Annotated in this window: 18 protein-coding genes; 2 read left to right on the top strand and 16 right to left on the bottom strand. The window is 70.3% G+C overall.

Annotated features, from left to right (window positions below):
* The first annotated feature begins 86 nt into the window (after window positions 1-86).
* Window positions 87-311, top strand: a complete 225-nt coding sequence (locus WMF20_RS24255; RefSeq protein WP_437616975.1) for a hypothetical protein — start codon at window positions 87-89, stop codon at window positions 309-311.
* Window positions 312-386: 75 nt separating this feature from the next.
* Here WMF20_RS24255 and WMF20_RS24260 read toward each other — a convergent pair whose 3' ends face one another.
* Entirely contained in the window at window positions 387-800 is a 414-nt protein-coding gene (locus tag WMF20_RS24260; protein ID WP_437616976.1) for a hypothetical protein, read from the bottom strand.
* 299 nt (window positions 801-1,099) lie between these two features.
* On the opposite strand from WMF20_RS24260, the gene WMF20_RS24265 reads away from it, so the two are divergent.
* Window positions 1,100-1,429: an SPW repeat domain-containing protein gene (locus tag WMF20_RS24265; RefSeq protein WP_129576561.1), complete on the top strand. Its 330-nt coding sequence runs from the start codon at window positions 1,100-1,102 to the stop codon at window positions 1,427-1,429.
* Window positions 1,430-1,461: 32 nt separating this feature from the next.
* On the opposite strand, the gene WMF20_RS24270 is transcribed toward WMF20_RS24265, so the two are convergent.
* The 15 genes from WMF20_RS24270 to WMF20_RS24340 form a co-directional block, all read right to left on the bottom strand.
* Window positions 1,462-1,863 (bottom strand): cytochrome C oxidase subunit IV family protein, encoded by a 402-nt coding sequence (locus WMF20_RS24270; RefSeq protein ID WP_437616977.1) that lies wholly within the window; start codon window positions 1,861-1,863, stop codon window positions 1,462-1,464.
* Window positions 1,864-1,884: 21 nt separating this feature from the next.
* Complete coding sequence (locus tag WMF20_RS24275; RefSeq protein ID WP_061622245.1) at window positions 1,885-2,523, bottom strand: cytochrome c oxidase subunit 3 family protein; 639 nt, start codon at window positions 2,521-2,523, stop codon at window positions 1,885-1,887.
* Window positions 2,498-4,162 (bottom strand): cytochrome c oxidase subunit I, encoded by a 1,665-nt coding sequence (locus tag WMF20_RS24280; protein ID WP_437616978.1) that lies wholly within the window; start codon window positions 4,160-4,162, stop codon window positions 2,498-2,500. The genes WMF20_RS24275 and WMF20_RS24280 overlap by 26 nt, the downstream gene beginning before the upstream one ends.
* Window positions 4,159-5,322, bottom strand: coding sequence for a cytochrome c oxidase subunit II (coxB, locus tag WMF20_RS24285; protein ID WP_437616979.1), 1,164 nt, complete (start codon window positions 5,320-5,322; stop codon window positions 4,159-4,161). The genes WMF20_RS24280 and coxB overlap by 4 nt, the downstream gene beginning before the upstream one ends.
* Complete coding sequence (locus WMF20_RS24290) at window positions 5,319-6,272, bottom strand: SCO family protein (protein WP_437616980.1); 954 nt, start codon at window positions 6,270-6,272, stop codon at window positions 5,319-5,321. Before WMF20_RS24290 ends, coxB begins: the two co-directional genes overlap by 4 nt.
* On the bottom strand, window positions 6,269-6,640 hold the full coding sequence (locus WMF20_RS24295) for a hypothetical protein (RefSeq protein WP_437616981.1): 372 nt from the start codon (window positions 6,638-6,640) through the stop codon (window positions 6,269-6,271). The genes WMF20_RS24290 and WMF20_RS24295 overlap by 4 nt, the downstream gene beginning before the upstream one ends.
* Window positions 6,637-7,818: a hypothetical protein gene (locus WMF20_RS24300; protein WP_437616982.1), complete on the bottom strand. Its 1,182-nt coding sequence runs from the start codon at window positions 7,816-7,818 to the stop codon at window positions 6,637-6,639. Before WMF20_RS24300 ends, WMF20_RS24295 begins: the two co-directional genes overlap by 4 nt.
* Window positions 7,815-8,441 (bottom strand): c-type cytochrome, encoded by a 627-nt coding sequence (locus WMF20_RS24305; RefSeq protein WP_437616983.1) that lies wholly within the window; start codon window positions 8,439-8,441, stop codon window positions 7,815-7,817. Before WMF20_RS24305 ends, WMF20_RS24300 begins: the two co-directional genes overlap by 4 nt.
* On the bottom strand, window positions 8,438-8,974 hold the full coding sequence (locus WMF20_RS24310) for a DUF3341 domain-containing protein (protein ID WP_437616984.1): 537 nt from the start codon (window positions 8,972-8,974) through the stop codon (window positions 8,438-8,440). Before WMF20_RS24310 ends, WMF20_RS24305 begins: the two co-directional genes overlap by 4 nt.
* Window positions 8,974-10,335 (bottom strand): NrfD/PsrC family molybdoenzyme membrane anchor subunit, encoded by a 1,362-nt coding sequence (gene nrfD / locus WMF20_RS24315; RefSeq protein WP_437616985.1) that lies wholly within the window; start codon window positions 10,333-10,335, stop codon window positions 8,974-8,976. The genes WMF20_RS24310 and nrfD overlap by 1 nt, the downstream gene beginning before the upstream one ends.
* A 3-nt stretch (window positions 10,336-10,338) precedes the next feature.
* The gene (locus WMF20_RS24320; RefSeq protein ID WP_437616986.1) at window positions 10,339-13,350 is read right to left on the bottom strand and encodes a 4Fe-4S dicluster domain-containing protein; all 3,012 of its coding nucleotides are present in this window, start codon (window positions 13,348-13,350) and stop codon (window positions 10,339-10,341) included.
* A gap of 20 nt (window positions 13,351-13,370) precedes the next feature.
* Window positions 13,371-14,021 carry a cytochrome c3 family protein gene (locus WMF20_RS24325; RefSeq protein WP_437616987.1) on the bottom strand — a complete coding sequence of 217 codons (651 nt, stop codon included), beginning with the start codon at window positions 14,019-14,021 and terminating at the stop codon, window positions 13,371-13,373.
* A 237-nt stretch (window positions 14,022-14,258) separates the two neighbouring features.
* On the bottom strand, window positions 14,259-14,825 hold the full coding sequence (locus WMF20_RS24330) for a vitamin K epoxide reductase family protein (protein ID WP_437616988.1): 567 nt from the start codon (window positions 14,823-14,825) through the stop codon (window positions 14,259-14,261).
* Between the two features lie 232 nt (window positions 14,826-15,057).
* Window positions 15,058-15,975, bottom strand: coding sequence for a cation diffusion facilitator family transporter (locus tag WMF20_RS24335; RefSeq protein ID WP_437616989.1), 918 nt, complete (start codon window positions 15,973-15,975; stop codon window positions 15,058-15,060).
* A 207-nt stretch (window positions 15,976-16,182) separates the two neighbouring features.
* A complete protein-coding gene (locus WMF20_RS24340) occupies window positions 16,183-16,632 on the bottom strand; it encodes a hypothetical protein (RefSeq protein ID WP_437616990.1) in 450 nt (149 codons plus the stop codon).
* Between the last annotated feature and the right edge of the window lies 1 nt (window position 16,633).

Raw genomic sequence — 16,633 nt, forward strand, 5'->3', positions numbered from 1 at the left:
ATCCATCCAGCGCAATCCGGTTCGACACGGAGAGGGTCGCCCGTCCCCTCAGCGAGCGAGGTCACGTCAGCGCCGGCGCAGGTTCCGTGGTACCCGCGGGGCCTGCCGAGCAGATCGAGCACAGCAAGGAGCGGCTCGCGCGCGACCTGGTCACGGTCAAGGCGAGGTGGGGCGGCATCAAGGGCGAGGCAGAGCACACGGCCCGGAGCGTCGCCATCGCGGCGGCCGCCGCGGTCACCGTGCTCGCCGTGGGGGCGGTGGCGGCGGTCGCGATACGCTCCGGCCGCAAGCGCCGTCGAATCTGGTGGTGACGCCGCGTCGCTCCCGAGGAGCTCGCCCTTCGGCTCCGAGAGCCGCAGGGTGGGCTCGACCCAGGGACCGCTTGCCTACCGAGCTCGCCCGGTGAAAAAGGAGGTGATGGCGTCCAAGACATCCTGGATCGACAGGGCCGGAGGCGGATTGTCCGGGTTGTCGAGGGCTCTATCCACGTAGTACCCGAGATATTCGGTCGTGAGGAACGCCGTCATCGCGTTCGTGAACGCGCCGGCCAGCGGGATCAGCCCCAGGGTCAAGCCGAGCATGAGGCGAAGGGCGCCGCCGCCCCAGATGAGCTGGTGGACCTGGGACCACGCCGCCTTCGAGAGAGGCGCGCCTCGCTCCTTCGCGAGCGACGCCGCGAGCAGGTACTGGATCGGAATGACGAACAGCTGGTCCGAGCCCGGGACCGGCTGGACGACGAAGCTGATGCCGGCGGCGCCGGCCGAGAACGTGTGCGTGGTGAGCCGTGCGCCGAGCCTCATGACGGAAGCTTAGTGCCCGCTCGGCCGTCGAGAAGTGGCTCGCGCCGCTCGTCCGGGCGCGGGGCGATGGAGCGATGTCCCGCGTCTCCAGCTTCGCACGGAGCGCCGCGCGCCCGCGCGGCCCGAGCGGAGGCAAGCCCATCGCCGCCGCCGGCAGGGCGACCAGCAGGCCAGAGACCCGCCGGCGCGGTCGGCGGGCTGTCGCCCTGGCTCACGAGCTCGCCGATTGACGGTCTCCTGACGCCCGTTATCGATCCGTGGCGACCCGATCGGTCCCATGATCGGAGGTGGGAGGGAGCATGGTTCGAGCTGGCAATCTCATGGCGCGCATCGTGAACGTCGTCCTCGGGTTCTGGCTCCTCATCTCGGCCGTCATCTGGCCGCACAGCCACGCGCAGCGGACGAACACATGGGTGCTCGGGCTGCTCTGCATGATCTTCGCGATCACCGCCATGCTCGCCCCTGCGGTGCGGTACCTCAACACGGTCCTCGCGGTGTGGCTCTTCATCTCGTGCTGGGCGCTCCCGACGGTCAGCCTGGGGACGATCTGGAACAACGCGCTCGTGGCGATCGCGATCTTCATCGCCTCCCTCATCCCCGGCCACATCCCCACCCGCGCGAGGGGGTAGGAAGCCCGAGGCGCCGCGCCCGCGCGGATCGATCACCGGCCGCCCGGCAGCGGCTCCGGCGGCGGCCCCGCGGAGCCGCCCGGCGCCGGCGGGCTCAGCGCCGGCGCCGGCGGCGACAGGGCCGGCAGCGGCGCGGGCGGGAACGTGCGCCGCGTCGCGACGTCGGCGACCACGAGCGACAGGAGCAACGCCAGGAAGCTCACCGCCACGATGATCGCGAAGGCGTTGATGAACTTCTGCTCCACGAGGTGCATGAAGAAGAGCAACACGAGCAGGCTCTTCACCACGGCGATGAGCAGCGCGATCGGTATCTCCCACGCCCCCGTGCGCAGGAACGAGAGCGCGAACGACAGGAGCGTGAGGGCGACGAGGGCCATCAGCGTCCAGAGATAGCGGGTCCAGGGCGTGCTTTCCGCGACGTGCTCTTGCGGCATGGTCGTCTCCGGGCTGTGCCGTCACTTGCGCGTCAGGTAGAGGAGCGGCCAGATGAAGATCCACATGATGTCCACGAGGTGCCAGTAGAGGCCGCTGAGCTCCACCGGCGTCTGGTCGTACGCCCAGTACCGGCCCTTCCAGCACCCCCACGCGACCCCCGTGAGGAGGCCGGCCCCGCCCACGACGTGCAGGGCGTGGAGCGCCGTCATGGCGAAGTACAGCGTGAACGCCATCTGCGCGCCGAACGTCGGGAGTTCCGCGAAGCGGTAGGCGCCGGCCGGGAAGATGCCCTCGCGGAAGTGCTGCGCGTACTCGATCCCTTTCAGCACGAGGAACACGATCCCGATCGCCACGCTCACCGCGAGGAACAGCGCGGCGCGCCGCGGGTGGGAGGCGCGGACGGCGTGCACCGCCATGGCGACGGTGAAGCTGCTGCCGATCAGGATGAGCGTCATGGTGGTGCCGATCGCGACGTTGTTGTGCGCGATGGCCTCGGCGAAATCGCGCGGGTAGAGCTCGCGGTACGCCGCGTACAGCGCGAAGAGCCCGGTGAAGAGGAGCACCTCGCTCCCGAGGAACAACCACATCCCGAGGCGGGCCGCGTGCGTCTGCTTCTCGAGATCTTCGAACTGCTCACGCAGCGGGCGTGGTTGTCGCACGGGCGTCCTCCTCGGAGAGCTGGAACTCGTACGGGCCGCGGCGGACGAGCGGCGCGACCGGGAAGTTGTGCTTGGGCGGCAAGGGCTCGCCGGTCATCCACTCGAGCGTGCGCCCGCCCCAGGGGTTCCTCCCGGCCTTCCGGCCCCACTTGAGCGCGATGACGAGGTTCAGGAGCGAGATCACGAGCGCCGCGGCGAGCAGGTAGGCGCCGCCGGTCGAGAGCACGTGGAGCCACTGGTAGCGCGGCGGGTAGCTGTAATAGCGGCGGGGCATCCCCATGTTCCCGAGGAGGAACTGCGGGAAGAAGGTCAAGAAGAAGCCGAGGAACACCGACGCGGCCGAGAGGAGCCCGACGCGCTCCGAGTAGAGGCGCCCGAACATCTTCGGAAACCAGTAGTGCGCCGCCGCGAGGAACATGGTGAGCGTCCCGCCCACCATGATGAAGTGGAAGTGCGCCACCACGAAGTACGTGTCGTGCCAGTGCACGTCCAGCGACTGCGTGGCGACGGCCACGCCCGTCATCCCCCCGAAGACGAACAGGAAGAGGAAGGCGATGAAGTAGAGCAGCGGCGTGTTGAAGTGGATCGAGCCCCTGTACAGCGTCGCGACCCACGTGTAGACCTTGATGGCCGAGAAGATGGCCACGAACATCGAGAGCACGCCGAAGACGTCCGCGGCGTACTCGCTCATCCCCGCCACGAACATGTGGTGGCCCCACGTCCAGAACCCCACGAACGCGATCCCGAGCGACGAGATGGCGATCGCCCAGTAGGACGCGGGGCGCTTGTGCGCGAACGTGCAGACGACCTCGCTCACCACGCCGAACGCCGGCAGGATCATGATGTAGACGGCGGGGTGGGAGTAGAACCAGAAGAGGTGCTGGAAGAGGACCGGATCGCCGCCGAACCGGGGGTCGAACATCCCGAGCGCGGTCACGTGGTCGATGCCGATGAGCAGGATCGAGAGCCCGAGGACCGGGGTCGCGAAGAGCAGGATGATGCTCGTCGCGTACGTGCTCCAGACGAAGAGCGGCAGGCGGCTCCACGTGAGCCCCTCGGCGCGCATCGTGTGCGTGGTCACGATGAAGTTGACCGCCGTCATGATGGACGAGACGCCGACGATGAAGATGCCGAAGACGACCGGGAACAGCGTCATCGGCGTCTTCAGGCTGTACGTCGGGTAGAACGTCCAGCCGGTGTCCGTGCCGCCCGCGATCATGCCGCCCATCGCGATCGCCGCCCCGAGGAGGTAGATGTAGAAGCTCGCGAGGTTGATCCGGGGGAACGCGAGGTCCTTGGCGCCGAGCATGATCGGCAGGACGAAGTTGCCGAACGCGTTGGGGATCGACGGGATCATGAACAGCCAGACCATGATCACGCCGTGCAGCGTGAACATCCGGTTGTAGGTCGCCGCGTCGATGATGGTCCGCTCGGGCGTGAGGAGCTCGGTCCGCAGGATGAGGGCGAATATGCCTCCGAGGAAGAGCATCACGACGATGACGGCGTAGAACATGAGGCCGATCCGCTTGTGATCCGTGGTCGTGAGCCACTCCGTCACCCCGCGGTCGACATGGAGGTAGTCGGGCTCGGACCTCTCGGCCGGCGCGTCGGGCAGAGATTCGTACGCTTCCGTGCTCATCGGAGCTCCTCTCCGGGCTTGCCGCCCTCGATCGGGCCGACCGGCGCCCCCCCGCGGAGCGGGGCGGGGCGCTCCGGGCCGGAGCGCAGGAAGGGCGGGCCTTCGGGCAGCGGCGTCCGCGCGCCCGGCTCCGGCGCGACGCCCCTCAACGACCGGATGTACTCGACGATGGCGGCGACCTGCGCCGGCTGGAGCCGGCCGAGGAACGAGGGCATGACCCGCTGGTAGCCGCGGTGGATCCGGGCGAGCGGATCCATCATCGACTCGGTGATGTACGCGTCGTCGGCGACCGCGGCGCCGCCGCTCTCCAGCGGGACGACCGACATGTAGAGGCCGGCCCAGGTCGGCCCGATGTGCGGTGTCCCGTCCGGTGTGTGGCAGCGCAGGCAGCCCTCCTCGGCCGCGATGTTCTCGCCCAGCCGGACGAGGCTGAGCGGCTCGCGCGGGATCCCCTCGCCCGGCGTCGACGGCGGCGTGTACTCCTGTCCGGCGATACCGGCGCCCCGCCCGCGCTCGGAGAGCCACCGCGCGAAATCGGAGGGCTCGAGCGCGATCACCTCGCCGCGCATGGTGGAGTGGTTCGTCCCGCAGTACTCGGTGCACAGGATCTGATAGGCGCCCGGCGCGGTCGCCTCGAACCACAGCGTGGTGTAGCGGCCGGGGACGACATCGTACTTGATGCGAAAATCGGGGACGAAGAAGCTGTGGATCACGTCCCGGGACGTCATGACGAGCTTCACCGGCCGACGCGCCGGCACATACAGCGTCGCCACCGAGCTCGGGCCCTCCGGGTAGGCGAACTTCCACATCCACTGCTTCCCGGTCACGTACACCACGACCGGGTCCGCAGGGGCGACGCGGAGCTCTGCATACTGCCGCATTCCAATGACCCACCAGACGAGGAACAGGACGATGAGGCCCAGCACCATGCCGACCTCGAGGAGGAGCGGAGGCCTCGCGGTCGCTCCGGGGAACGGGCCTTCAACATCCCGCTGGCGCCTGCGGTACCGGATCATCAGGTAGGCCGCGAACAGGGCGACGAGCGTCGCGCCGGCCATCGTCACCGAGATCACGAAGTAATGCAGCTTGTCGATGTCGAACGCGATCGTCGACCACTGGCCGGGCAGAAAGAGGAGCTTGCGCAGGAGCTCGTTGATCATGGTGACCTCCCCTGGCGGTCGGCCGCGGCGTCGCGGCCGACCGCGGCGCTCGTGCGAGCGCCTGGCCGCCGGCGCTCGCGCCGCCACAGGACGGCGAGCAGCCCGCCGACCGTGATCAGGATCGCCGCCGCTCCGAGCCGGAGGAAGCCGAGGAGGAACGGACCGTATCTCCGGCTCGCCGGGTCGAAGCGATAGCAGGTCATGATCACCCGATCGACGATCGTGCCGATACCGCCGCGGCTCGCCTCCAGGAGCGCGAGCCGGAGATCGCGCGCCGAGAACTCCGTCCCGTACAGGTACCGGGAGATCCGCCCGTCCGGCGTCAGGACGAAGATGGCCGCCGGGTGGGCGTACTGATCGGTCGTCGGATCGTAGGCGTAGCGGAACCCGAGGTCCGCGGCGAGCGCGCGGGTCGCCGCCTCGTCGCCGACGAGGAATGGCCACTCCGGCGCCCGCGCGTCCGCGCCGAGCTCGGACAGCGTGACCGCGCGCTTCTGCGAGGCGGCCGCCGGGCGCTCGCGCGGGTCGAAGCTGACCGTGAGCGCGTGGAACTGCTCGCCGAGCCGGTACGGGAGGAGCTTCAGCCCCTCGACGGCGCCGCGCAGCACGAGGCCGCACAGCGCGGGGCACCGGTAGTACGCGAGGACGAGGAGGAGGGGCTTGCCGTCGGCGAAGTAGTCGCCGAGGCGCACCCGCCGCCCGTCCATGTCGGTGAAGGCGAGCTCGCGGTCCACCGGGCGGCCGAGGCGCTCCTCGATGTCCACCCCGCGCGTGGGCTCCAGGAAGGCGCCTTCGGGCGGCTCCTCCGCGCCGGAGCCGTCGCTCGCCGGCGCGGCGTCGGCCGCGGACGGGCCCAGCGCGGGGCGCGCGCGCTCGGGCTCGGACGCGGCGCCCGGGCGCGACACGAGGCCGGCTGCCAGCAGGAGGGCCACGGCGACGGCCCGGCTCATCGCGCGCCCCCCGCCACCATGAGCTCGATCGCGTCGTCGATCGGGATGCTCACGATGCCCCTCTCCCGATCGACGACGCCGAAGCGGCGGAGCTCCGCGCGCTGCGCGTCGACGAGCTGCTGGCCCAGGCGCGCCTCGTCGAACAGCGACTGCTGGACCATGCTGACCTCGCGCCGCGGCCCGAGATCCTTCTCGGGGAACGCGAGGGAGGGCCGCAGATCCGCCTCGCGGGCCCGCATCGCGAGCCAGGCCCAGAGCGTCAGCGCGCCGCCGATCGCGAGCACGACGGCGAACGCGAGGATCACGCGCCCCCAGGGGAGCGTGTCCTCCTCCTGGCGAACCTCGATGTGGCGGCGCCGGAACATCATAGGCTCCGGTACGCAAAGGCCTCTTCGAGCCGCGGGTCGTGGACCGGGACCACCGGCCGCCCTCGCAGCCGCCACGCGGCGAACGCGGTCGAGAGGCCGCCCACGACGCACAGGGTCGCGAGGTCGAGCCAGTGATAGGCGAACCCGTGGCGCCCTGTCGCCGGCACCACGAGCCAGTGAAAGTCGATATAGCCGGAGACGACGACCCAGAGCGCCATCCACGAGAGCTGGCGCGGGCGCCGCTTGATCGCGTACGACATCAGGATCAGGAACGGGACGACGAACCGCGTGAGGACGACGAGCACGGAGGTCGGCCGCCAGGGCCCTTCCCAGCGGTCGAGGAAGAAGGCGACCTCATCGGGCTTGTTCGCGATCCAGATCAACATGAACTGGAAATAGGCCGCATAGGCCCAGAATATCGTGAACGCGAGGAGCAGCCGCCCGAGCGCGTAATAGTGCGAGTCGTTCAGCCTCGCGAGGTAGCCGGACGTCTGCGCGGCATACGAGAGGACCGTGAGCGCGCCGACGGCGGTCACGAAGGCGCTCGCGAACACGTAGACCGGGAACATCGTCGAGTACCAGGTCGCGTCGAGGGACATGAGCCAGTCGAACGACGAGAAGACGATCGTGATCGCCACGACGGGCAGCGTGGCGCCGCTCAGGCCATACATCGCGTCCTTGACGTCGGCCCTCGGCTCACGGTCCTGCGCGAACGATCGCCGGCGGAGCACGAGGGCGATGGCGATCCAGATCGCGAAGTAGATCGCCGAGCGCACGACGAAGAAGCCTGGATTGAAGTAGGGCGCCCTGTGCTCGAGGATGCGCCGCGCGTGCTCGCCGGCGATCCGCTCGGGGTGCATCCACGGGTACAGCGTGTCCAGGCCGACCAGGATCGGCACGGAGAGCGCCGCGAGCAGAGGCAGCGGCGCCACCATCGTCTCGAGGAGCCGGCGCACCGCCGTGGGCCACCCCGCGCGCATGGCGTTGCAGGTGAGGAGCGTGACGAGCGCGCCCACGGACAGGAACACCGCGAACGACCACGCGGCGAGGTACGAGAAGAAGAACCGGCGGAGATCGACGAAGCCGCCGACGATCGCGGCGACCGCGCCGAGCGCCGCGATCGCGAGCGAGGCCGCGATCGTCGCGCCGCCCTTGTACTCGATGGCATCCCTGTTCATCGCAGCTCCTGCTCTGCCCGGCCGCGGAGCGCGGGCGGGAGGGCGCCCGCGGCCACTCCGCGGCTCAGCTGAAGCGCCTTCACGTAGGCGACCACGGCCCAGCGCTCTTCGATGTCGGGCAGATCGTCCGAGTAGCGCGGCATCAGGCCGTAGCCCTCGATGATGACCTGGTAGATCCTGCCCGGCGGGAAGCTCCGCGCCTCGGGTCCGACGAGCGACGGCGGCGGGCGCAGCGTCATGTTCGTCGCCACGCGCGAGCTGCCGTCGCCGAGGATCCCGTGGCACGGCGCGCAGAAGGTCTCGAAGCGCTGCCGGCCGCGCTGCACGAGATCGACCGTCAGCGAGAGCGGCACCTCCGTGACGTACGCCCCGTCGAGGACGCCCTGGAGATAGCCGGGCGGCCCGGTGACGCGCCCGCGCGCGACGGTCCCCTCGGGCGGGTGCTGCATCGCGCGGCCGTCGTCGAAGTGCTCGCACGGCTCCCAGAGTCCGTATTTCTCCTGGCGGATCATCCGCTCGAAGTCCGGCTCGGGCAGCACCTTCTCGCGGCACCCGGCGAGCAGGACGAGGGCGAACGGCGCGAGCGCGCGCCCGAGGGGGCGAGCCGGGGCGCCGGCCCTCATGGCTCCTCGCGCCTCCTCGCGACGACGACGCGCCGGGCGCCGAGCGCGAGGAGGTCGCGCTCCGCCTGGGCGCTCGAGAAGGAAGGTTCCGTGTCGTCGAGCCCGACCAGAAACCGATCCAGCGTGACGCGCTCGAAGCCCGGGGCGTCGAAGAGCGGGAGGTAGAGCCTCGGCAGCCTCGTCAGGTAAAAGCCGATGAGCACGCCGAAGATCGAGGTGGAGAGCACCCCCATCTCGAACGTGATCGGGATGAACGCCGGCGCCGAGTTCAGCGGGCGCCCGCCCACGTTCAGCGGATAGTGGAAAGCGTTGCAGAACCACTGGACGAAGTAGCCGCCCACGACCCCCAGGATCGCGAAGGGCAGCACCATCCGGTTGAGGTTCGAGCGCGGGAGGTCGAGCGCCTCGTCGAGCCCCTTCACCGGATAGGGCGTGAACGCTTCCACCCGGCGGTAGCCGCGCCGCTTGAGCTCTCGGATCGCATGGAGCATCGCCTCCGGGTCATCGAACTCGCCGAGCATTCCGGTCTCCATCAGCGCCCCCCCTTGCCCCGAGCCTTCTCCAGCTCTTCATGGTTGAGCTCCTTGACCTCCGCGACGGGGATGAACGGAAAGACGCGCAAAAAGCTCAGGAACAGGAGCATGAAGAAGCCGCCTGACCCGATGAAGAGGCTCCAGTCCACCCAGGTCGGGCGATAGCCGTGCCACTTGGACGGGAGGAATTCTTCCTCGAGCGACATCACGATGAGCGTGAACCGCTCGCTCCACATCCCGACGTTGACCAGGATGGAGATGAGCCAGAGCGCGACGGGGCTCGTCCGGATCCGCTCGCTCCAGAGGAGCTGGATGACGAGCACGTTGCAGACGTGCTGGGCCCAGTAGGCGGCGCTGTTCGGGCCGCGCAGGCGCGTCTGGAAAAACTGATGCATCTCGTACGCCGAGCCGCTGTACCAGGCGAGGAAGTTCTCGATGATGTACGAGAGGATGACGATCCAGCCGGTCACGAGCGTCATCTTCGCGAGATCGTCGAGGTGGCGCGCGGTCACGACGTTATGGAGCCCGTAGATCCGCCGCACCGGGATGAGCAGCGTGAGCACCATCGCGAACCCGGAGAAGATCGCGCCCGCGACGAAGAACGGCGGAAAGAGCGTCGAGTGCCAGCCGGGGACCAGGGCGATCGCGAAATCGCTGCTCACGATCGAGTGCACCGAGACGACGAGGGGCGTCGCGAGCCCCGCGAGCAGCCCGTACAGCACCCTGTAATGCCGGAAGTGGTCGGCCGCGCCGTGCCAGCCGAACGACATGAGCCCGTAGATCACCCGCCGGACGCGGCCCGGGGCGTGATCGCGCAGCGCCGCCAGATCCGGGACGAGGCCCATGTACCAGAACAGGAGCGACACCGTGAAGTAGGTCGCGATCGCGGCGGCGTCCCACGGCAGCGCGCTCCGGAACTGCGGCCACACCTGCATCGTCGCGGGGTACGGGAAGATCCAGTAGGCGAACCAGGGGCGGCCGAGGTGGAGGACCGGAAAGAGGCCGGCCTGGACGACCGCGAAGAGCGTCATCGCCTCGGCGAAGCGGTTGATGCTCGTCCGCCACTTCTGCTCGAGCAGGAGGAGGATCGCGGAGATGAACGTCCCGGCGTGGCCGATCCCGATCCACCAGACGAAGTTGGTGATCGCGAAGGCCCACGCGACCGGGATGTTGTTGCCCCACACGCCGATCCCGGTGAGGACGGTGTAGGTGATCGCGAGGAAGAGCAGGCCCGTGCCGCCGAGCGCGAGCCCGAACGCGAGCATCCAGCCGAGCCGGGAGCGCGGCTTCCATACCGGCTCGAGGAGCTGCTTCGACAGCTGATCGTCGGTCGGTGCGTCCAGGATGAGCGGGCCCGCCATGGCTCATTCAATCTCGGGGTTCGGGTTCTCGATCTTGGCGAGGTACTCCGTCCGCGGCCGGGTGCCGAGGTCGTGGAGCACGGCGTACGCGCGCGGCTCCCTGCGCCACGCGACCATCTTGGTATCCGCGTGATCCAGCGACCCGAACTGGATCGCGCCGGTCGGACAGGCCTGCTGGCAGGCGGTGACCACCTCGCCCGGCCGGAGCGGCCGCCGCTCGATCTGCGCGCGGATATCCGCCTCTCGGATCCGCTGCACGCAGTACGTGCATTTCTCCATGACGCCGCGGGCGCGGACGGTGACGTCCGGGTTGCGCTGGAGCCTGCGGAGGCCGGCGTTGTACGGGACGTGGGCATTGTAGTCGAAGAAATTGAACCGCCGGATCTTGTACGGGCAGTTGTTGGAGCAAAAGCGCGTCCCGATGCATCGGTTGTAGATCATCTCGTTGAGGCCGTCGGGGCTGTGGACCGTCGCGTTCACCGGACAGACGTACTCGCACGGCGCCTTCTCGCAGTGCTGGCAGAGCATCGGCTGGTTGACGACGCTCACCTCGTCGCCTCCACCCTCGAAGTACTGATCGATCCGCAACCACTGCATCTCGCGGCCGTGCATCACCTCCTCCTTGCCGACGACGAGGACGTTGTTCTCGGCCTGACAGGCCACGACGCACGAGGAGCACCCGGTGCAGATCGACATGTCGATGGACATCGCCCATTGCGCGCCGGTGTACTGGACCTCCGGCAGGATCGAGCGGACCGGCCCCTTGTGCTCCTCCGCGAAACCGGGCTGTTCACGGTACTGCGGCAGCGTCCTCCTGAGCGCGATGGGACGGTCGTGCTGGGACAGCTCGATCTGAGCCAGCGCGAGCGCGGCCGAGGCGCCGGTCTTCCTCACGGAGAGGCCCCCCGCGAACCACCGCGCGTCGGACGGGCGGATCCGATACGCCGACACGCCCACCCCGCGCGCGACCTCCTCGCCGGCGTCGCGCCCGTAGCCGAGGTCGACGCTGATCACGTCGTCGGCGTGCCCGCGGACGACGACGGCCGGGATCTCGATCGTGCGGCCGCGCAGCGCGAGCTCGACGACATCGCCGCGCTCGACGCCGAGCCGCGCCGCGGTCGCCGCGCTCATCATGGCGGCGTTGCCCCAGGTGAGCCTGGTGATCGGCCGCGGGAGCTCTTGCAGCCAGGGGTTGTTGGCGAACCTGCCGTCGTGGAGCGACGGCGATTTGAGGAACGCCACGTCGAGCGCGCCGCCGGCCGGCCGCGGCGCGGCGGCGAGCCGCGCGAGCTCCTGGGCGAGATCGGCCGGCGCGAGATCCGGTGTCTGCCTCGGCCGGGCGCTGTCAGGGAGGAAGCCGCGCTTCAATGCCTCGCCCCAGAAGGCCTCGAAATCCGCCTCTCCGCGCTCGCCGCGCCAGTGCTCGCGCAGCAGCAGCCGGGGATCCGGGCGCTCGTCCCCCGCGAAGACGGCGAGCAGCTCGGGCACCGCCCGGCCGTCGAACAGCGGCCGGACGAGGGGTTGCACGAACGAGACCGTCCCGTCGTACGCCCGCGCGTCCCCCCACGACTCGAGGTAATGCCGGGTCGGCACGAACCACGTGCAAGCGCGGGCGGTCTCGTCGTCGTAGAGCCCGGCCTTCAAGCTCGTGGGCACGCGCGCGAGGAGGCCCGCGAAATCGACGTCGGCCGGCGCGGCGTACACGGGGTTCACGTCGAGGAGGATCAAGGTGTCGACCGCGCCGCGCCCGAGCTCGCCGACGAGCTCGGAGAAGCTCTGCGTGGAGGGGCCCGCGTCGATCAGCACAGGATCGACCATCCAGGCCGCCCGGCTGCGGAGCGCGGCGTTGATGACGTGCCCGAGGGCGTGGACGATGGGTGGCTGGCCGTCGCCGACGACGGCGACGCCGGCGCCCCCCGCGCGCGCGAGATCGCGCGCGAGCGCCCGGACGAAGGCGCCGTGCCCCTCGCCGTCCGGGGGGCGGAGCGCGCGCAGCGCGGCGGCGTCGGCGTCCGTGATCCCGCGCGGGCGCAGGCCGAGGCCGTGCACGAGCTCCGCCGCGACGCCGGCCGCGACGCGCGCGACCTCGGCGGGCCGCACGCGGAGCCGGTGGTCGGCGAGCGTCCCCGTGGGCGTGAACATCGCCTCCGCGACGTAGAGGCGGCTCATGGCCGCCGCCGGGCTCGCGGGGCGGCGGCGCGAGGCGAAGTCGCGCGCATAGCGCACGCTGAACGGCATGTCCGCGAGGAAGTCCGCGTCCAGCGCGAGGATCACCTCGGCCTGGTCGACGTCGAGCTGAGGCAAGAGCCTGAGGCCGAGCGCCGCCCGCGCGCCTTCGAGCGCGTGCTCGGCGTGGACGGGCGACCAGAAGGTGAACCGCGCGCCGGGGAACCTGCGCCGGACGCGCTCGATCAGCGCGGCGATGAGGGGCGAGCTCGTGGGCTGGAGGACGAAGCGGAGGCCAGCGCCGCCGTCCTCGCGGTCGCCGCCGAAGCGCGCGGAGAGCGCCTCCCACGACGCGACCTGGCCGCCGCGCGTCGGCGCGCGCGCGCGGTACGGGTCGTACAGCGAGAGGATCGAGGCCTGCTCGTGGACGCCGGTCGCGCCGAGGCTCGCCGGGTGCGCGGGGTTGCCCTCGATCTTGATGGGCCGCCCCGCGTAGCTCTTGGCGAGGAGGCCCATGGCATACCCGTCGAGCACCATGCTCGTCGCGTAGGACTGGGAGAGACCCGGCACGACGCCGGGCGGGGTCTCGTTGTACGGCAGGATCTTCTCGGGCTCATGCGGGGTGCAGCCCGCGACGCCGGCGAGCGCCATGCTCGCGCCGAGCAGCTTGAGCAGCGCGCGGCGGCTGACGCCCGCCGGCTCGTCCACGCCCCGGGGCGGTTCGCCCGCGGCGAGCGCGCGGAGCTCCGGGCTCTCGATGAGCGGCGCCAGCAGCCTGTAGGACGCGCGCTCTCCCGCCGGCCCGAGCGCCTCTAGCCACCATTCCTTCATCTCATCTGCGTCTTTCAAGGAGATCCCCTGTTCATCGTTCATCGATGGCACGCTGTGCAGTGCGTGAGCCGCCGGACCCCGTACTCCTTCGCGAGCTGCGCCCCGAGCTCGTCCCTCCGCTCCCCCGGGTCCCAGCGCATGTCGGTGATCGCGGAGAGCGGGCGCAGGTGCGGCTCCGGCAGGCGATGGCACTCCAGGCACCAGCCCATCGTCATCGGCGCCACCTTGTAGACGGCCGCCATCTCGTCCACGCGCCCGTGGCAGCTCACGCAGCCCACGCCCTTGTTCACGTGAATCGCGTGGTTGAAATAAACGAAGTCGGGCACGGAGTTCACCCGGTTCCACGGGATCGGCATGCCGGAGAACCAGCTCCGCCGCACGGGCTCGAGCATGACGCTCTGATTCCAGATCTGGCTGTGGCACCCCATGCACGTGGCCGTCGGCGGCATCCCCGCCGTCGGCGAGCGGGTCACCGTGGTGTGGCAGTAGACGCAATCGATGCCATCGTCCTGCACGTGATGGCGGTGATCGAACTGCACCGGCTGATCGACGGGCTCGAACTGGTATCGCTTCCACGGCGTGCGGACGTAGATCATGAGCGCGAGGATGGCGCCGCCCGCCGAGGCGATGAGCCCGACGAGCGCCACGCGGTAAACGGAGTTGCTCCAGGGTGGAAACAGCGCAGCCATCGTTCGCGGACGCGGGCAGGAGCGGAGTGCCCTTGCTCGCGGGAGATGTCGATGCCCGGCGGCGGGCCGGAGTTGCGCCGGCCGCGCCGCGCGAGCCGCCGGGGATGTCCGTCGACGCGGCGCGTGCGGGGTCCACGGTACGCGCCCTGTCCGCGGCAGCTCACCGCGGCGCGGGCCGGGGCGTGACGGAGCGGGTGCACGCCGGCCACCGATGGCCGCGGCGCCCGCACGGCCCTGTTACGAGCGCGCTCGCGCCTTCCTCAGCGCCGCCCACCCTTCCGGGAGCGAGAGCGCGAACACGGCCATGTTGGCCGCCATGGCGACCAGGCAGTACGCGCACCAGGCCCTCTCCCGCCGTCGCATCTGGACGAGGAGCCATCCGGACACGGCCGCCTCGACGGCCGCCTTGGCCGCCACGGCGACGGGGATCCAGGGGGTGTTCCTGGCGCGCTCGGCGCCTCCCCAGCCAGCCAGCGCCAGGTTGGACGCGAAGCTGGTGAGCGCGAGCGGCGCGTCCGGCATCGTGAGCCCGAACGCGATATCGGAGCTCGTCACCTTGGCCGAATCGAACCCTGGAAGCGGAGGATCGGGCAGGTGCTCGATGATCCCGAGCTGGAACAGCGAGACGACCGCCATGCTGGCGCCGCCGGTGAGGGACAGGGCGGCGATGAGCCGGCGCCGGGCGAGATCGCGCGAGCGACCGCGCTGGAGCGCGGCGCGCAGCGCGCCGGCGCCGGGGAGACCGCGACGCCAGCCGTCCTCTCGCCCGCCGAGCATCGCCCCATGCGCCCTGCCCTTCCTCATGACATCGCCCCCCTCGAAGCCCGCGCTCGCCGCGCCTTCGTGCGCCCGGCCCGCCCGGGCTCCGGCGCTGCCGGACCTCGCGATACGGCGTGACAACTTGCAACCAGCGTACCTCGCGTCGAAGGACGACGTCTGCACGGTTTGCCCGCCAGGCGCGCCCTGCTGCGAGGGCTACCCGAGCCCGGGCGCCGCGGAGGATGGCGGAGGCCGCGAGCGGTCTCTCCACGGCGCGTCACGCCCTCGCGCGCTGGTGGAGCGACCTGGCCTCGACGTAGATGTGCTTCACGTCGGGTCGCTCGCTCCGTATCCGGGTCTCGATGCGCTCGATCGCCTCCGCGACCCCGGACGCCGTGAGCGCGGCGTCGAACTCGATGCGCAGCACGACCAGGACTTCGTGCGGACCGAAGTGCATCGTCAGGGGCCGCCCCACCGCCGACACGCCAGGATCTGCGCTGGCGAGCGCGCGGATCGCGGCGAGGAGCTCCCTGTCCGCGCTCTCCCCTACGAGGAGTCCACGGCTCTGGCTGGCGAGGAAGACCGCGACCGCGGCGAGCACGAGGCCGATGCCGATCGACGCCGCGCCGTCGAGGTAGGGGTTTCCCAGGCGGTGCCCGAGCCAGACGCCGAGGAAGGCGATGGCGAGCCCGGCGAGCGCCGCGGAATCCTCCAGGACGATCGTGAACGTCGTCGGGTCCTTGCTGGACCGCATCGCCGCGACGTAGCCCTGTCCATCTTTCTTCTTGAACTCGTGGATCGAGATGGCGAGCGACGTCCCCTCGAAGACGGCCGCTGCGCCGAGGACAACGTAGTTCCACGTCGGATCCTCGATCGGGCGCGGGTGCAAGAGGTGCAAGATCCCTTCGTAGATCGAGACGCCGCCGCCCGCGGCGAAGATCATGATGGCGACGATCAGCGTCCAGAAATAGAGCTCCTTGCCGTGGCCGAACGGATGCTCGTCGTCGGGCGGGCGGGCGCTCCGGTGCTTGCCGAGCAGGAGGAGGAGCCCGTCTGCGGTATCGACGAGGGAGTGCACGCCCTCGGAGAGCATCGCCGAGCTGCCGGTCACGGCGGCGGCGATGAACTTGACCGCCGCGATCGCCACGTTGGCCGCGATGGCGCCGTAGATCGCGATCCTCGATTCTTTCGCCATGCTCCGCCGATCCTTCCAGCGATGCGCAGGCCGCGCCAGGACGCTCTCCTGTCGCGCACGTAGAGCCGCGCCGGCACGGCGGTTGCTTTGACGCGACCGTCGCTAGACGCGGCCGTCGCTGGAGGAGTGCGCAGGGATGATGGGGAAGGCGATCGAGGCAGGGCTCTGGGGCATGCTGGCGGGCTCAGCGCTGCTGATAGCGCGATGTTACCCGACGGACGTCGGCCCGATGACGGCGGCAGACGATGGCGACTGAGGGCTGCTCTGCTTCTCGACGGTGATGAGGAGCTCGAAGTTGGCATGCGGCACGGTCGTCTCGGCCAGCTTGCCTCTTCGGCTGGCAGCGTTGTAGTCGAGCACTCCGACCCGTAGCCACGGGGACTCGGAGCTCGGACGCTGCCAGACGACGAACCGCTCGCTGCCGGCCTCGATCCGCTCGGGCGGCGAGAGGTGAACGACGTCCACCGCCAGCCGCGTGGTCGCGGCGTCGGCGTCGACGTCGGCGGTGACGTGCGCATCGGCGCCGGGCGCGAGCCGCGTGCCCTGCACGGTCTTCTCGCTCGGGCCGCCACAGCCGGCGAGCGCCATGCTCGCGAGAAGACCGAGCGTGAGCCCTATCCGGCGGCCGACTCGTCGGCCCGTGTCAACGTGTTTCATC

It is taken from the genome of Sorangium sp. So ce834 (assembly GCF_051521425.1).
Taxonomy (GTDB): domain Bacteria; phylum Myxococcota_A; class Polyangia; order Polyangiales; family Polyangiaceae; genus Sorangium; species Sorangium cellulosum_D.